The 14,831-nt window shown below is 69.0% G+C and carries 16 protein-coding genes and 2 tRNA genes; 12 read left to right on the forward strand and 6 right to left on the reverse strand.

The features are described from left to right. The first annotated feature begins 41 nt into the window (after window positions 1-41). From gyrA to BLT28_RS42605, 6 genes are all read left to right on the forward strand, one after another. A complete protein-coding gene (gene gyrA / locus BLT28_RS28405; protein ID WP_030427893.1) occupies window positions 42-2,609 on the forward strand; it encodes a DNA gyrase subunit A in 2,568 nt (855 codons plus the stop codon). A gap of 120 nt (window positions 2,610-2,729) precedes the next feature. Continuing rightward, window positions 2,730-3,626, forward strand: a complete 897-nt coding sequence (locus tag BLT28_RS42920) for a DUF3566 domain-containing protein (protein ID WP_407638829.1) — start codon at window positions 2,730-2,732, stop codon at window positions 3,624-3,626. A gap of 71 nt (window positions 3,627-3,697) precedes the next feature. After that, window positions 3,698-3,772: transfer RNA gene (locus BLT28_RS28415), tRNA-Ile, on the forward strand. 60 nt (window positions 3,773-3,832) lie between these two features. After that, on the forward strand, window positions 3,833-3,955 hold the full coding sequence (locus BLT28_RS42180; RefSeq protein WP_210407818.1) for a DLW-39 family protein: 123 nt from the start codon (window positions 3,833-3,835) through the stop codon (window positions 3,953-3,955). A gap of 78 nt (window positions 3,956-4,033) precedes the next feature. Continuing rightward, a tRNA-Ala gene (locus BLT28_RS28420) sits at window positions 4,034-4,106 on the forward strand. 196 nt (window positions 4,107-4,302) lie between these two features. Then, a complete protein-coding gene (locus BLT28_RS42605; RefSeq protein WP_030427895.1) occupies window positions 4,303-4,836 on the forward strand; it encodes a DUF2020 domain-containing protein in 534 nt (177 codons plus the stop codon). A gap of 58 nt (window positions 4,837-4,894) precedes the next feature. Here BLT28_RS42605 and BLT28_RS42185 read toward each other — a convergent pair whose 3' ends face one another. Further along, the gene (locus BLT28_RS42185; RefSeq protein WP_052406974.1) at window positions 4,895-5,476 is read right to left on the reverse strand and encodes a hypothetical protein; all 582 of its coding nucleotides are present in this window, start codon (window positions 5,474-5,476) and stop codon (window positions 4,895-4,897) included. A gap of 87 nt (window positions 5,477-5,563) precedes the next feature. On the opposite strand from BLT28_RS42185, the gene BLT28_RS42190 reads away from it, so the two are divergent. Further along, window positions 5,564-6,118, forward strand: coding sequence for a peptidylprolyl isomerase (locus tag BLT28_RS42190; protein ID WP_030427897.1), 555 nt, complete (start codon window positions 5,564-5,566; stop codon window positions 6,116-6,118). 10 nt (window positions 6,119-6,128) lie between these two features. Next, the gene (locus BLT28_RS28440) at window positions 6,129-7,025 is read left to right on the forward strand and encodes a rhomboid family intramembrane serine protease (protein WP_030427898.1); all 897 of its coding nucleotides are present in this window, start codon (window positions 6,129-6,131) and stop codon (window positions 7,023-7,025) included. Here the strand turns inward: BLT28_RS28440 and BLT28_RS28445 are convergent. Together BLT28_RS28445 and crgA are read right to left on the reverse strand one after the other, a co-directional pair. Next, the gene (locus BLT28_RS28445) at window positions 7,011-7,445 is read right to left on the reverse strand and encodes a PH domain-containing protein (protein WP_030427899.1); all 435 of its coding nucleotides are present in this window, start codon (window positions 7,443-7,445) and stop codon (window positions 7,011-7,013) included. The two genes, BLT28_RS28440 and BLT28_RS28445, sit on opposite strands and share 15 nt — an antisense overlap. Window positions 7,446-7,673: 228 nt before the next feature. After that, window positions 7,674-7,940, reverse strand: a complete 267-nt coding sequence (gene crgA / locus BLT28_RS28450; protein WP_030427900.1) for a cell division protein CrgA — start codon at window positions 7,938-7,940, stop codon at window positions 7,674-7,676. 151 nt (window positions 7,941-8,091) lie between these two features. Between crgA and BLT28_RS28455 the strand changes: the two genes are divergently transcribed. From BLT28_RS28455 to BLT28_RS28465, 4 genes are read left to right on the forward strand one after another with little or no spacing between them, the layout of a single operon-like run. After that, window positions 8,092-8,826 carry a DUF881 domain-containing protein gene (locus BLT28_RS28455; RefSeq protein WP_030427901.1) on the forward strand — a complete coding sequence of 245 codons (735 nt, stop codon included), beginning with the start codon at window positions 8,092-8,094 and terminating at the stop codon, window positions 8,824-8,826. After that, window positions 8,823-10,052, forward strand: a complete 1,230-nt coding sequence (locus BLT28_RS28460; protein ID WP_269459607.1) for a class E sortase — start codon at window positions 8,823-8,825, stop codon at window positions 10,050-10,052. The genes BLT28_RS28455 and BLT28_RS28460 overlap by 4 nt, the downstream gene beginning before the upstream one ends. Then, window positions 10,052-10,207, forward strand: a complete 156-nt coding sequence (locus BLT28_RS41095) for a hypothetical protein (RefSeq protein WP_169748560.1) — start codon at window positions 10,052-10,054, stop codon at window positions 10,205-10,207. Before BLT28_RS28460 ends, BLT28_RS41095 begins: the two co-directional genes overlap by 1 nt. 12 nt (window positions 10,208-10,219) lie before the next feature. After that, complete coding sequence (locus BLT28_RS28465) at window positions 10,220-10,864, forward strand: aminodeoxychorismate/anthranilate synthase component II (RefSeq protein ID WP_030427903.1); 645 nt, start codon at window positions 10,220-10,222, stop codon at window positions 10,862-10,864. Window positions 10,865-10,891: 27 nt separating this feature from the next. On the opposite strand, the gene BLT28_RS28470 is transcribed toward BLT28_RS28465, so the two are convergent. The 3 genes from BLT28_RS28470 to BLT28_RS28480 all read right to left on the reverse strand — a co-directional run bounded on the left by BLT28_RS28470 (window position 10,892) and on the right by BLT28_RS28480 (window position 14,831). Continuing rightward, a complete protein-coding gene (locus BLT28_RS28470; RefSeq protein ID WP_030427904.1) occupies window positions 10,892-11,296 on the reverse strand; it encodes a nuclear transport factor 2 family protein in 405 nt (134 codons plus the stop codon). Between the two features lie 80 nt (window positions 11,297-11,376). Then, entirely contained in the window at window positions 11,377-13,299 is a 1,923-nt protein-coding gene (gene pknB, locus BLT28_RS28475; protein ID WP_030427905.1) for a Stk1 family PASTA domain-containing Ser/Thr kinase, read from the reverse strand. Window positions 13,300-13,370: 71 nt separating this feature from the next. Next, window positions 13,371-14,831 carry a serine/threonine-protein kinase gene (locus tag BLT28_RS28480; RefSeq protein WP_030427906.1) on the reverse strand — a complete coding sequence of 487 codons (1,461 nt, stop codon included), beginning with the start codon at window positions 14,829-14,831 and terminating at the stop codon, window positions 13,371-13,373.

Here is a 14,831-nt window from a genome sequence, read left to right on the forward strand (position 1 = left end):
GACCTCCCCGGCCCGATCGCTGAAGCACGAGAAGGACTGCAATGACGGATACGACGCTTCCGCCGGAGCACGACCGCACCGAGCCGGTCGACATCCAGCAGGAGATGCAGAACTCCTACATCAACTACGCGATGAGCGTCATCGTCGGTCGAGCGCTGCCGGACGTGCGGGACGGCCTCAAGCCGGTGCACCGCCGCGTGCTCTACTCGATGTTCGACTCGGGCTTCCGCCCGGACCGCGGCTACAACAAGTGCTCCCGCGTCGTCGGCGACGTCATGGGCAACTACCACCCGCACGGTGACGCCTCGATCTACGACACCCTGGTGCGGCTGGCCCAGCCGTGGGCGCTGCGCTACCCGCTGGTCGACGGCCAGGGCAACTTCGGTTCCTCGGGCAACGACCCCGCGGCCGCCATGCGGTACACCGAGTCCCGGCTCGCGCCGCTGGCCATGCACATGCTCGCCGACATCGACGAGGACACCGTCGACTTCCGGCCGAACTACGACGGCCGCACCCAGGAACCCGACGTCCTGCCCTCCCGCATCCCGAACCTGCTGATCAACGGTTCCGCGGGCATCGCGGTCGGCATGGCGACCAACATCCCGCCGCACAACCTGCGCGAGGTCGCCGACGGCGTGGTCTGGGCGCTGGAGAACTGGGAAGCCGGCGAAGACGAGACCCTGGCCGCGATGCTGCAGCGGATCAAGGGGCCGGACTTCCCGACCGCCGCGCAGATCCTGGGCACCTCCGGCATCGAGGAGGCCTACCGCACCGGCCGCGGCTCGGTCCGGATGCGCTCCGTCGTCGACATCGACGAGGACGCCAAGGGCCGCACGATCCTGGTCGTCACCGAGCTGCCGTACCAGGTCAACCCGGACAACCTGGTCGAGAACATCGCGAACCTGGTCCGCGACGGCAAGCTCACCGGCATCGCCAACATCGCCGACGAGTCCAACAGCAGGCGCGGCATGCGGATCGTCATCACCATCAAGCGCGACGCGGTCGCCAAGGTGGTGCTGAACAACCTCTACAAGCACACCCAGCTGCAGTACTCCTTCGGCGTGAACATGCTGGCGCTGGTCGACGGCGTGCCGCGCACGCTGCGGCTGGACCAGATGATCCGGCACTACGTGAAGCACCAGGTCGAGGTCATCGTCCGGCGGACCAAGTACCGCCTGCGCAAGGCCGAGGAGCGCGCGCACATCTGGCGCGGCCTGGTCAAGGCGCTGGACATGCTGGACGAGGTCATCGCGCTGATCCGGCGGTCCGACACCCCCGAGACGGCGCGCACCGGCCTGATCGAGCTGCTCGGCGTCGACGAGATCCAGGCCAACGCGATCCTGGAGATGCAGCTGCGCCGCCTCGCCGCACTGGAGCGGCAGAAGATCGTCGACCAGCTGGCCGAGATCGAGATCGAGATCGCCGACCTCAAGGACATCCTCGCCAAGCCGGAGCGGCAGCGCGGCATCGTCCGCGACGAGCTGATGGCGATCGTGGACAAGCACGGCGACGACCGCCGCACCAAGATCATCCCCTTCGACGGCGACATGTCGATGGAGGACCTGATCGCGGAGGAGGACGTCGTCACCACGATCACCAGGACCGGCTACGCCAAGCGCACCAAGACCGACCTGTACCGCGCCCAGAAGCGCGGCGGCAAGGGCGTCCAGGGCGCGCAGCTCAAGCAGGACGACATCGTGGCGCACTTCTTCGTGTGCTCCACCCACGACTGGATCCTGTTCTTCACCAACCAGGGCCGGGTCTACCGGGCCAAGGCCTACGAGCTGCCGGAGGCCAACCGCACCGCCCGCGGCCAGCACGTGGCGAACCTGCTGGCCTTCCAGCCGGACGAGCACATCGCCCAGGTCATCCACATCAAGGACTACAACGCCGCGCCGTACCTCGTGCTCGCCACGAAGGGCGGTCTGGTCAAGAAGTCCAGGCTGGCCGATTTCGACTCCAACCGCAGTGGCGGCCTCATCGGCATCAACCTCCGCGAGGGTGACGAACTGGTCGGCGCGGTGCTCTGCTCCGCGGAGGACGACCTGCTCCTGGTCTCCGCCGACGGCCAGTCCATCCGCTTCCACGCCAGCGACGAGGCGCTGCGGCCGATGGGCCGGGCGACCTCCGGCGTGCTCGGCATGCGCTTCAACGACGGCGACGAGCTGCTGGCGATGGGCGTCGTCGCCGACGACAAGTTCGTGCTCGTCGCGACCGACGGCGGGTACGCCAAGCGGACGCCGCTCGCGGACTACCCGATCCAGGGCCGCGGCGGGAAGGGCGTGCTGACCATCCAGCACGACCGGCGGCGTGGCAGGCTGGTCGGTGCGTTGATCGTGGACGTCGACGACGAGCTCTACGCGATCACCTCGAGCGGCGGGGTCATCCGGACGAGTGCGGCCGAGGTCCGCAAGGCGGGCAGGCAGACCAAGGGGGTGCGCCTGATGAACCTGGGCGACAAGACCACTCTGGTCGCGGTCGCGCGCAATGCTGACGACAATGAACCCGAGCCCGGCACCGAGGCCAGCGACGGTCCCGGCATCGAGGCCGTGGTCGACAGCGTCGCCGACACCGACGTGAGCGATCACACCGAGGAAGGCAACAACTAGGCGGCCGTACGCGTCTAGCTGGATGGACAGCACCATCGGCAAAGGACCGTGATGACTTCACCCCAGAACCCCGACCGCTCCGACGACCAGGCAGCGAAGTCCGGCGACCGGACCTCGCTGATCACCAAGCCTGGAGCGGACGGGGGCGCCGAACCCGCGGAGAACACCGAACAGGTCGACGCGGGCGACGGCGAACAGCAGGCTCCGCAGGAGACCGCACGGGCTGAGGACAGCGGGGCCGACGAGGCCACCCAGAAGGTGGCCAAGCCCGCCAAGGGCGACGGTGCTGGTCCCCAGATCGACGCCAAGACCGAGCACATCGCGCTCGGTTCGGCCCCTCCGCCGTGGCAGCGGGTCACCGTGTCCGGACAGGGCACGGCCCCGCCGCCACCGACGCCGGCCTCGACGACGCAGCAGCCGCCCGGCCTCGGGCGGCCGCCCGAGCAGTCGAGGGATTTCGGTGACTCGCAGGAGTTCCACGACGAGCCGACGCAGCACACCGAGCAGCCGATGTTCGCCGGGCTGAGCGACGACTCGGTCAGCGGACGCACCACGGTGACATTCCCCACAGCGGGCGGTCGTCCGGCCGCGGCGACGGCTGCTGCCTCGGCGGCCACGGCTGCCGCGCCCAGCGCCCGCCGCACCGGCCGGGGCCCGCGCCGGGCCAGCCTCCAGGTCAAGCGGATCGACCCGTGGTCGGTGCTGAAGCTGGCCCTGGTGCTGTCCGTCGCGCTGTTCTTCGTCTGGATGGTCGCCGTGGGCGTTCTCTACGGCGTGCTGCACGGCATGAGCGTCTGGGACAAGCTCAACGGCACCTACAAGGACCTGGTGCAGACCGCCGACGGTGCCAACGCGGAGCCGTTGATCAGCGTTGGCCGCGTGTTCGGCGTCTCGGCGATCGTGGGCGCCATCAACATCATCCTGTTCACCGCGATGGCCACGGTCAGCGCGTTCGTCTACAACGTCTCCGCCGAGCTCGCCGGCGGCGTCGAGGTCACGCTTTCCGAGCGTGACTAGGGATTTTGCTCCGAAGCTGGCCCCGGTTTGGGCCGGGGCCAGCACATCGGGTAGTGTCTGTTCCATCGCAAGGGCCTATAGCTCAGCTCGGTTAGAGCGCTTCACTGATAATGAAGAGGTCGGAGGTTCAAGTCCTCCTAGGCCCACTGCAAGTTCCTGTCTTGGGGGCACCCGGGATCATTGCGCCGCTAAGGAGGCGACCGGACGTGAAGAAGTTGCTCGCACTTGCTGCTGTGGCAGGCGCCGTGCTGTTCTTCGTGAAGCGCAACCGCTCGGCGAAGGCCGAGGCGGACCTGTGGCGCGAGGCCACCGCGCCGACCGAGAACTGATCTCGCGACGAGCGCCAGCCGCTCGTTGAGGACCTGTAGCCCCGGTGGCCTTCTGGCCACCGGGGCACATGTCCGCTCGGGGACATAGCTCAATTGGCAGAGCACCGCCTTTGCAAGGCGGGGGTTAGGGGTTCGATTCCCCTTGTCTCCACTCGCTCTGGGCGATCCTGCTCAGGTGCTTCGCACCTTCGCCGGGTCGCTCGTCATCATGTTGGGGGGCCGAGCCCCCCAAGCCCCCACGGTGCGGGCTTCTTCTGAACCAGCGTTGTTTCGCTTGGCTTCGCCGTCGCTGGCTGGCTTCTACCAGCATCGTTCTGTTGGTTGGGCGTTCTGGTTGACTGCGGTCCATGAGGCGGATCGTTGGTGTGGCCCTCCTGGTGCTGGTTATCGGTGGCTGTTCCACTGGGGGTGGGGGAGAGCCTGCGCCGTCGAGTTCTGCGGCGGCTGCTTCCTCTGCTTCTTCGGGGGCTGTGGGGGCGCCGGGGTGGCCGGAGGTGGGGAGTGAGGGGAAGTGTCCGTATCTGAGTGCGGCGGATGTGGCTCAGTTCAACGGGCAGCAGGTGGGGAAGATCAAGCTCGGGGGTGAGGGGGAGCGGCCCGTCTGCTTCTTCTTCCGGCCCAACGGGGAAGAGCAGTTGCGGGTGCGGATCTTCACGGGGACCGAGGCCGAGGCCAAGGCGCTGGTGGACGCGGTGGCGCCGGTGGCGACCTCCTCGCCGGTGACGCTGGACGGCGGGTGGAAGGGCGGGGCCCAGCCCACTGACAAGGGCGCGGTGTTCGCGGTGGCCAAGGGCGGGACCGCCGTCGCGGCCGTGTCCAACCAGAAGCGGACCATCGCGCCGAAGCGGGCCGTGGAGAAAGCGATCGAGGCCGTGAAATAGCAGCAGCCCACGGGAAACCGCCTGAGCGGTGACCCGTGGACTGCTGGTGTTCGGGTGGCTAGCTCTTGTCGCCGGTGTTGTTCGCGCCGGTCTTGCTGTGAGCCGGCTGGGCGGTGTGCTTGCCGTTGTCGCTGCTCGTGCGCTGCTGCGGCGTCTGGGGCTGGTCGTCGACCTCATGGAGGGAGACCTGCTCCGGGCGCTTGGACAGCACCGTGGCCACCGCGGCACCGATACCGCCGAGGAGGATCAGCACCACCGGCCACCGGCGGCGCTTCTTCGGCTGCTCCTTCGCGAACTTGGCAGCGAGGTCCTTGTAGGCCGCCTTGGTGTTCTTGTGCAGCTCCTTGCGGGCCTGCTTGAACTCCTTGCGCGCGGCCTTGCTCCGCTTGGCGAGCTGCTTGCGGGCCTTCCTGCCGCGCTTGCCCAGCTCCTCCGCCGTGTCCGTGACGCTGGCCTGGATCTTCTCGGGGGTCAGTCCGCGCTTAGCCAACTTCTTCTCCGCCTTCGCCAACGCACGCTTAGATGCCTTGATTCCCTGCTCAGCGGCCTTCTCCGTGCGCACGCGCGCCGCCTTCAGGCCGGTTCCCATCGCCCTGCCGACCTTCTCGCCGGCCTGGGACATGGTCTTCACCTCGTCCATGGCACTCCTCCAAGACACGCCTGTGGACAGCCATACCCAATCCTGCCCCTTCTCACGCGAACCCGCCGTGGATGGCACGATGGCGTGGTGGCTGAGAGCAACGAATCCCTCGTGGGGAAGACCGTGAAGGTCACCCTGCACACCTCGCACGGCGATATCCGGCTGAACCTCTTCTCGAACCACGCGCCGAAGACGGTCAGCAACTTCGTCGGGCTCGCGCAGGGCACGAAGGAGTACAAGGAGAACAACGCCAAGGGTGAGCGGACCGGCCCGTTCTACGACGGCTCGATCTTCCACCGCGTGATCGACGGCTTCATGCTGCAGGCGGGCGACCCGACCGGCACCGGCCGCGGCGGCCCCGGCTACCGCTTCGCCGACGAGTTCCACCCGGAGCTGGCGTTCAGCAAGCCCTACCTGCTGGCGATGGCCAACGCAGGGCCGAACACCAACGGCTCCCAGTTCTTCATCACCGTCGGCCCGACCACCTGGCTGAACTTCAAGCACACCATCTTCGGTGAGGTGGCCGACGCCGACTCGCGCGCCGTGGTCGACGCGATCGCCAAGGTCCCGACCGACCAGAACGACAAGCCGCTGACCGACGTGGTCCTCGAAAGGGTCGACGTCGAGATCACCCAGGGCTGAGCGGACCGGCATGACGGTTCCACCGTCTCCCTCTCCGGGGCCGGACGCGGGCAGCCCCGCGCTGCCCGGGTGCGTGCGGCACCCCGACCGGCCGACCGGTCTCCGCTGCACCCGGTGCGAACGGCCCGCCTGCCCGGAGTGCCTGCGCGAGGCCGCGGTCGGCTACCAGTGCGTCGACTGCGTCCGCGAGGGCAACCGGCACGTCCGCCGACCGGTGACGGTCGCCGGTGCCGAACTGGTCAGCAAGCCGATCGTGGCGCCGGTGCTGATCGCGCTGAACGTGCTGGTCTTCGTGATCACCGCGATCCAGTCGCGCAGCATCATGACCAACTACGACGGCTCCGACCTGTTCCTCGACTGGTTCATGCGGCCGATCCTGGTCGCCACCGGTGAGTGGTGGCGGCTGGTCACCAACGGGTTCCTGCACGACGGCATCGCGCACCTCGGCGTGAACATGCTGGCGCTGTGGTTCCTCGGCCGGGACCTCGAGCTGCTGCTCGGGCGGGGTCGTTTCATCGCCAGCTACGTGCTGTCGCTGCTCGGCGGTTCGGTGGCGATCATGCTCTTCGACGAGCCGATGACCGCCGCGGTCGGTGCCTCCGGGGCGATCTACGGTCTGCTCGGCGGGCTGCTGGTGGCCGTGCTCAAGCTCAAGCTCAACATCGGGCCGGTGCTCGGCGTGATCGCGCTGAACGTGGCGATCACCTTCAGCGTGCCGAACATTTCCTTCCTCGCCCACGCAGGCGGCTTCGTGGTCGGCGCCGCGCTCATGGCGGCGATGCTCTACGCGCCTGCCAAGCAGCGCGGGATGTGGCAGCTCGGGGCGTTCGTGGCGACCGCCGTGGTCCTCGCCGGCCTCACGTTCTACCGCTACAACGAACTGCAGGCGCTGCTACTGGGCGGCTAGCCCGGTCAGCTCAGCCGCGACGTCGTCCGGATCGGCGCCGAGGTCCAGCCTGGTGAACACCAGCAGGGTCTCGGCGCCGTCGTGCGTCCGGACGTCGATCTCCAGGACGGTGGTGGTCCTGCCGAACCGCCGCGAGCTGTGCAGCCGCGGGGTGAGTTCGGCCCAGGTCCAGGAGCGGGCGCCGGCCAGACCGCGCACGGTGATGCCCCGGGTGTCCGCGGTCAGCCTCGGTCGGGCCACGGTGCCGTACAGGGCCGCGAAGCCGAGCATCGCGGTCGCGACCGTCGCGAAGACCTGCGTCGGGGTATCGCGAGCAAAGAAAACCCAGGTCAGAGCGCCTGCGGAGAGGAGCCAGCCGCCACCGACCAGCGCGGCGGCCGGGGACCAGTGCCGGACTCCGGCGGCGCTTCCGTCGTTCATCCGACCGTCTCCCAGAGTTCGTGTTGCGGGCCCGTCAACCACATCATCTAGTGCCTCGGGACCGACCGAGACCGGCTATCCAGTGGACACTCCGGCGAGTTATCCACAGCAGTTGTCCCCAGTGGGGATGAACTTACAGCTGTGTCGTTCCGGACCGGGGAACGCGAACGGCCCGGACACCAGGGCGTCCGGGCCGTTCTGCAGCCACTTCTCGGCGTGCGTGCCGATTCAGCGCCAGCGCATCGTCATCAGCAGGCCGGTGATCATCAGGGCGAAGCCGACGGCGAAGTTCCACGGGCCGAGGTCCTGCATCACCGGGATGTCCTGCCCAGCGAGGTAGTTCACCACCAGCCAGGCAAGGCCGAGCAGCATCATGCCCAGCATCACCACGATGTAGACCGGGTGCGACGGGCCTGCGCCCCGCACCTTCACCGGCGTCCGTCGGTCCGGTGGTGCGGTGTAGACGTCCTTCTTGCGGACTTTGGACTTAGGCATGCTCGTCCTCGCGTGCTCCTCGACCGGCCGGTTACCGGGCGTTTCCGGGGTCCGCAAAATCCGGCCCCGACCCGGTGAACACGTTAACGTAACCGCCTGGGTTCGCGAACTACCTCTGTGGTCACCGCAGCCGATGGAACGGGAGGGCCGGGTGCGCAGGCTCGACGGCTGGCGGTTCGCCGTGCCCGCGGTGTGCCTGGTCACCGGCCTGCTGTTCGCGGTCAGCCGGAACGCGGCGGACGGGTACGACCTGCGCGGCGGCCGAACGACGGAACTTTCCGGAGTGGTCCGAGAGGCCGAATCCGAGGTCGGCGAAGCGCAGCAGCGACTGGCCGCTCTGCGCGCGGAACTGGAGCGCCTCGGCGTCGCCCAGGAAGGCTCGGACCAACGCATCTCCGAAGCGCGCAGGACTGCGGACCGGCTCGGTGCCCGGGTCGGCCTGACCCCGGTGACCGGCCCCGGCGTCGAGGTGCGGCTGACCGACGCCCCGCGCGGACCGGACGGGCGTTACCCGAAGGACGTCGATCCCGACTCGCTCGTCGTGCACCAGGTGGACGTGCAGAGCGTGCTCAACGCGCTGTGGGCCGGGGGAGCGGAGGCGGTCTCCGTCGCCGACCAGCGATTGGTGAGCACATCCGCTGTGAGGTGCATCGGCAACACACTGCTCCTGCACGGACGCACGTACTCTCCGCCTTACGTCATACAAGCGATCGGGGACACGGAACGGATGAGCGCGGCACTGGAGGCGGAACCCGGAGTGCGACTGTTCCGTCAGTACGCCCAGGTATACGGGCTCGGTTACCGCGTATCGGCGAGTGAGGCGATCAGGATGCCTGGATACACCGGGCCGTTGCGACTGGACAAGGCGCAGGAGGTGCCGCGGTGAGTTCGACCCCGCCCCCCGGGCAGCGGCCGGTACCGCGCTACCAGCGCGACCAGACCCCGCCGCCGGGCACCCCCATTCCCCAGGGGCCCCCGCCCGCGCGCCCGCAGCCCCCTCCGCCGGTCGGACGGCCGCCGGGTCCGCCACCGCGGCAGAACCCGCCGTCGCCGGGACCGCGGCCGCCGCGACCCCTGCGCGCGCCGGAGCCGGAGGAACCGCCGACCCAGCCGATCCCGCGCGTCCAGGCGACCCCGCCGCCCCCGCCCCGTCTCGCGCGCCCGCGGCCGGACGACCTGCCGACGCAGCACATCCCGCGCGTGGTCGACGAAGAGACCACGGAGGTCGAGCAGCCGCCGGAGGACGTCATCGCGGCCATCGAGGCCGAGGAGCCGCCTGCCAAGCCCCCCGAGGACCAACCGAGGGAGACCGGACGCGTCGTCGTGCGGTCCATCGGCGAGCTGTTGATCACTGCGGGCCTCGTGGTGCTGCTGTTCGTCTTCTACGAGGTCTACGTCACCGACTGGCTCTCCGCCGGCAAGCAGTCCGACGCCACGGTCGCACTCGACGACCGGTGGAAGGGACAGGACGACCCGCAGCGGAAGACCCAGTTCCAGGTCGGCGACGGCGAGGGCTTCGCGAAGATCCGGATTCCCAAGTTCGGCTCGGACTACGTCTACACCGTGCTCGAGGGCACCACCGACAAGATCCTCGAGGTCGGCCCTGGCCACTACAAGAACACGGCCTTCCCCGGGCAGCCGGGCAACTTCGCGGTCGCCGGGCACCGGGTCGGCAAGGGCGCCCCGTTCAACGACCTCGACCTGCTCGACCCGTGCGACGCCATCGTGGTCGAGACCTCGGACAGCTGGTTCGTCTACCGGATGCTGCCGAAGGCCAACCAGATCAAGGACTGGGACAAGACCAAGGCCGCCGACCCGAAGTGCCAGCGCGTCGGGACGTTGCGCACCAACGCCGCAGACGGTGGCGTCTACGGCAAGACGGTGGGCCAGGAGATCGTGCTGCCCAGCCAGAGCGCCGTCATCGCGGCGGTGCCGAACCGGCCGGACGCCCAGGTGCCCGCGGGTCAGCAGGCTTCGCTGATCACGCTCACCACCTGCCACCCGCGGTTCTCCGCGCGGCAGCGGCTGATCGTGCACGGCGTGCTGACCCACCAGTACAAGAAGGACTCGACGAAGCCCGGCGAACTGCCGGCCGAGTTGCAGGAGAGCTGATGTACGGCTGGATCTGGCGCCACCTGCCCGGACCGCTTCCGGTGCGGATCTTCGAGGCGCTGTTGCTGATCTCCGCGGTGGTCGCGCTGCTGCTGTTCGTGGTGTTCCCCTGGATCGAACCGAGGCTTCCGTTCAACCAAGTCACCACTGGATGAGGGTGGTTCCCCGTGCGCGTTCTGGTCGTCGACAACTACGACAGCTTCGTCTACAACCTGGTGCAGTACCTGGCCCAGCTCGGCGCCGAGTGCGAGGTCCGGCGCAATGACGCGGTCGAGCTGGACCGGATCACCGACTACGACGGGGTCCTGGTCAGCCCCGGCCCCGGCACCCCGGAGCGGGCGGGCGCCAGCATGGAGGTGATCCGGCGCTGTGCTGCGGAGCGGTTGCCGATGCTCGGCGTCTGCCTCGGCCACCAGGCACTCGGAGCGGTGTGGGGAGCCACCGTGGAGCGCGCGCCGGAACTGCTGCACGGCAAGACCAGTCAGGTGCTGCACGACAACGTGGGAGTTCTCGAAGGCCTGCCCAACCCGTTCACCGCGACCCGGTACCACTCGCTGACCGTTCGCGAGGACACCATTCCGGGCGAGTTCGAGGTCACCGGTCGCACGGAGTCCGGCATCGTGATGTCCATGCGCCACCGCGAGCTCCCGCTGCACGGCGTGCAGTTCCACCCGGAGTCCGTGCTCACCGAGGGCGGACACCGGATGCTGGCGAACTGGATGGCGGGCAGCGGTCACCCCGTCGAGGAGACCAGGGTCCGCGAGCTGGAGGCGGGCATGCGCGCGCTCGCCGCGTCGGCCGCGCCGGTCTGATCATGTTTCACGTGAACCCAAGCTGGTTCACGTTGTGCTGCGGATCGCCGCCCACGCCGCCCGCAGCGGGTGCGTGTCGTAGATAATCCGCAGCTGCACGATCCGGCCGACGTCGTCCAGCTCGATCGCGTCGACGCAGTCGAAGCTCGTCTTCGTGCCGTCGCTCATCGTCCAGCCGAAGCGGAACTGCACGGCGACGCGGCGCGGGTCGTGCACGGAGACGAACAGGTCCTCCTGCACGATCTCCGAGCGCTGGGTGTCGGCGACCAGCTTCGGGTAGAACCGCGCGGCGGGCAGCGTGCCGTACAGCGGGGAGACGACGGTGCCGTCCGCGGTGAACAGGGCGATCACCCCGTCGACGTCCGCTTCGGCGAGCAGTTCCAGGTAGCGCTCGACGGTCGCCCTGGCCCGCAGCACGGCATGGTCGTCCATGGCCCCACAGACTACGAGCATCCGGCACGCGAAAGAGGGCCCGATCCACGATGTGGACCGGGCCCTGTGCTGATCAGGGGTCAGCGTGAGCTGGACGTGCCTATCGAGCCGACCTGGACGTCGATCGTGGCGTTCTTGCCGACGGACTGGCCGCTGGCCGGGGACTGGTCCTGGATCTTGCCGAGGTCCCAGGGGTTGTCCGGGGTGACCGGGGTCTTCTTCAGCTGCCCGGTCCAGCCGTAGGTGCCGCGCAACAGGCTCTCCGCCTGATCGGGCGTCTTGCCCTCCAGGTTCGGCATCTTGAACTGGTCACCCTTGGACACGGTGAGCGTGATCTTCGTGCCCTGCGGGTGCTTGCCGCTGCGCGGGGACTGGTCGATGACCTTGTCCTTGTCGTCCGCCGAGCTCTCCAGCTTCACCTCGACCTGGAACTTCAGGTCCTCGAGGGTCTTCTTCGCGGTCGCGACGTCCTGTCCGCGCACGTCGACGACCGTCGACTTCTCCTGGAGCTTGCCGAGGGTGATCTTCACCGGGTCGCCCTTGGCCGCGAAGGTGCCGGGCTCCGGTGACTGCTTGACCACCTTGTCGACCTGGGAGCTGTCGTCGGTCGCCTGGGAGTCCTGGGTCGGGTTGAGGACGAGCCCGGCATCCTTCAGCAGCCTCTCCGCCTCCGCGCTGGATTTGCCGAGCAGCGAGGGAACGGTGATCTTGTCCGGCCCGCTGCCGATCTTCAGGCGGACCTCCGAGCCCTTCTTGGCCTTCGAGCCGGGAGAGGGCGAGCTGTCGATGACCTTGCCGATCTCGCTGGCCAGGGACGGGACCTGGTCGACGACCGGTTTCAGTCCGAGGTCGCGCAGCTTGGTCTCGGCGGGCCCCTGCGCCATGGCCTTGAGGTCACCGGGAATCGTGACCTCGTCGGAGCTGGGCTGGCCGAAGAACAGGCTGGAGATCCACACGGTGAGCGCGAGCACTGCGACGAACAGGCCGGTCAGCAGCGCGATCCTGGTGGCCCGCTTCCGCTTGGCGTCGCGGTCGTCGTCATCGTCGTCGGCGAGCGAGCTGGGCCGGTGCCGCCCCGCGCTGAGCACCTCGGTGGCCGACGAACCCCGGCTCATCATGGCAGTGCGCTCGTCCTCGCTCATCACCATGGGCGCCATCGGCCGCTGGCCGGAGAGCACGCGCACCAGGTCGCCGCGCATCTCACCCGAGGACTGGTAGCGGTTGGCCGGGTTCTTGCTCATCGCCTTCAGCACGATGGCGTCGAGCACCTGCGGCACCTGCGGGTTCAGCGAGGACGGCGGCTTGGGCTCCTCGCGGACGTGCTGGTAGGCCACGGCAACGGGGGAGTCACCGGTGAACGGCGGCTCTCCGGTGAGCAGCTCGAAGAGCACGCAACCCGCGGCGTAGACATCGCTGCGGGCGTCGACGGCCTCACCGCGGGCCTGCTCCGGGGAGAGGTACTGCGCCGTTCCTATGACCGCCGCGGTCTGGGTCACCGCGGCCTGGCCGTCCGCGACCGCCCGCGCGATGCCGAAGTCCATCACCTTGACGGCGCCGCCACGGGTGATCATCACGTTGGCGGGCTTCACGTCGCGGTGCACGATGCCGTGCCGGTGGCTGAAGTCCAGGGCCGCGCAGACGTCCGCCATGACCTCCATGGCCCGCCTGCCGTGCAGCGGGCCCTCGGTCTTCACGATGTCGCGGAGTGTCTTGCCGTCGACGAACTCCATGACGATGTACGGCAGCGGCCCGTGCTCGGTCTGTGTCTCGCCGGTGTCGTACACGGCGACGATCGCCGGGTGGTTCAAGGACGCGGCGTTCTGGGCCTCACGCCGGAAGCGGATCTGGAACTGCGGATCGCGGGCGAGGTCGGCGCGCAGCACCTTGATCGCCACGTCGCGGCCGAGGCGGACGTCCTTGCCCTTGTGGACTTCCGACATGCCGCCGTAGCCGAGCGTCTCACCCAGCTCGTAGCGGTTGGAGAGCAGTCGCGGAGTGCTCATCGGTGCGTCGTCCCACTCCTCGTCAAGAATGTTCTCATCATGCTTACTGTCTGTCCTCGCCCCGACACGCGTTAGCCACCCGGTTCAGATTCACAACTGAGTGTGATTCGGTCACCGACCCGCACCTGCCCGGATGGCACCATCTCAGTGACGGTGCACCGGCTCAAATCGGTTGGCTGGTTACCGGACTCGTTTCGGGTGACAGAGTCAAAGCCCAACCGGGTCAGATTGGCAACTGCCTCACTTGCCGGTCGGCCCACGAACTCCGTGGTATCGAGCCATACCAGAGTGCCCGGTCGCGATCTGTTGTCGCGCGTGGGGTGGGTGGTGGACGACGGGTGACCGCCCTGGGCCGCGCTGTCCAGCGTCATTCGCGGGTACGACGGCCCGAGCAGCCACACGCTCAGCCCGATCAGCACGACCACGAGCAGGATGATCAGCAACCAGAGGCCGACCCGACGGGGTTTCCCGCCAGGCGGCAAGGGCATGCCGGGCGGCGGGTAGCCGCCGGGGGCCGGGCCGAGCGAGATCATCGCCTGGCCGCCCATCGGGGTGCCGTGCTGCTGCGGTGGTTGCCGCAGCCCGTGCTGGGGCGACGGTTGCGGCGGTTGCGGCGGCGCCGCCATCAGCGGGACACCCGTCACCGGGGTCACCGCGGCGCTGGACATGCTGAGCCCGGAGGGCGGCGGCAGCGGCAGACCGGCCCGGACCGCGGCGACCGCGCTCGCGAACTCCCCGCCGCTGCGGTAGCGCTGCCACGGGTCCTTCACCAGGGTCGCCTCGACGAGCGCGCGGGCGTGGTGCGGCACGTCCGGCGGCAGCGGCGGCGGCACGTCCCGGATGTGCATCATCGCGACGGTCACCGCGTTGTCGGAGAGGAACGGCCGGTGCCCGGCGAGGCACTCGTACCCGACGACGGCCAGGGAGTACACGTCGCTGGCCGGCTCGGCCTCGCTGCCCAGCGCCTGTTCCGGGGCGATGTAGTGGGCGGTGCCCATCACCATGCCGGACCGGGTCACCGGCGCGGCGTCGGCGGCCTTGGCGATGCCGAAGTCGGTCAGCTTCACCTTCCCGGCCGGGGTGACCAGGATGTTGCCCGGCTTGACGTCGCGGTGCACGAACCCGCGCTCGTGCGCGGCCTGCAGCGCCTCGCCCGCCTGCTCCAGCACGTCCAGCGTGCGCTCGGCGGCCAGCCTGCCCTCCCTGGCGAGGATGGTGGCCAGCGGCTCGCCCTCGACCAGCTCCATCACCAGATAGGCGGTGTCCTCGGGACCGTCCGGCACCGCGGCGGTCTCGCCGTAGTCGTGCACCGAGGCGATGCCGGGGTGGTTCAGCGAGGCCGTCATCCTGGCCTCGCTGCGGAAGCGGTGCAGGAACTCCGCGTCCCCGCACAGCTCCGCCTTGAGCACCTTTACCGCGACCCTGCGGTCCAGCCGGGTGTCCGCCGCCTCCCAGACCTCGCCCATCCCGCCCACGGCGATGCGCCTGCCGAGCCGGTAGCGGTCGGCAAGCAACTGGCCGGAGGTGAGCAC

It is taken from the genome of Allokutzneria albata (assembly GCF_900103775.1).
Taxonomy (GTDB): domain Bacteria; phylum Actinomycetota; class Actinomycetes; order Mycobacteriales; family Pseudonocardiaceae; genus Allokutzneria; species Allokutzneria albata.

Excerpts from the sequence above, each read along its gene's own strand:
- gyrA (WP_030427893.1), top strand. The coding sequence starts at position 42 with ATGACGGATACGACGCTTCCGCCGGAGCACGACCGCACCGAGCCGGTC.
- BLT28_RS42605 (WP_030427895.1), top strand. The coding sequence starts at position 4,303 with ATGAGGCGGATCGTTGGTGTGGCCCTCCTGGTGCTGGTTATCGGTGGC.
- BLT28_RS42185 (WP_052406974.1), bottom strand. The coding sequence starts at position 5,476 with ATGGACGAGGTGAAGACCATGTCCCAGGCCGGCGAGAAGGTCGGCAGG.
- BLT28_RS28440 (WP_030427898.1), top strand. The coding sequence starts at position 6,129 with ATGACGGTTCCACCGTCTCCCTCTCCGGGGCCGGACGCGGGCAGCCCC.
- BLT28_RS28445 (WP_030427899.1), bottom strand. The coding sequence starts at position 7,445 with ATGAACGACGGAAGCGCCGCCGGAGTCCGGCACTGGTCCCCGGCCGCC.
- crgA (WP_030427900.1), bottom strand. The coding sequence starts at position 7,940 with ATGCCTAAGTCCAAAGTCCGCAAGAAGGACGTCTACACCGCACCACCG.
- BLT28_RS41095 (WP_169748560.1), top strand. The coding sequence starts at position 10,052 with ATGTACGGCTGGATCTGGCGCCACCTGCCCGGACCGCTTCCGGTGCGG.
- BLT28_RS28470 (WP_030427904.1), bottom strand. The coding sequence starts at position 11,296 with ATGGACGACCATGCCGTGCTGCGGGCCAGGGCGACCGTCGAGCGCTAC.
- pknB (WP_030427905.1), bottom strand. The coding sequence starts at position 13,299 with ATGAGCACTCCGCGACTGCTCTCCAACCGCTACGAGCTGGGTGAGACG.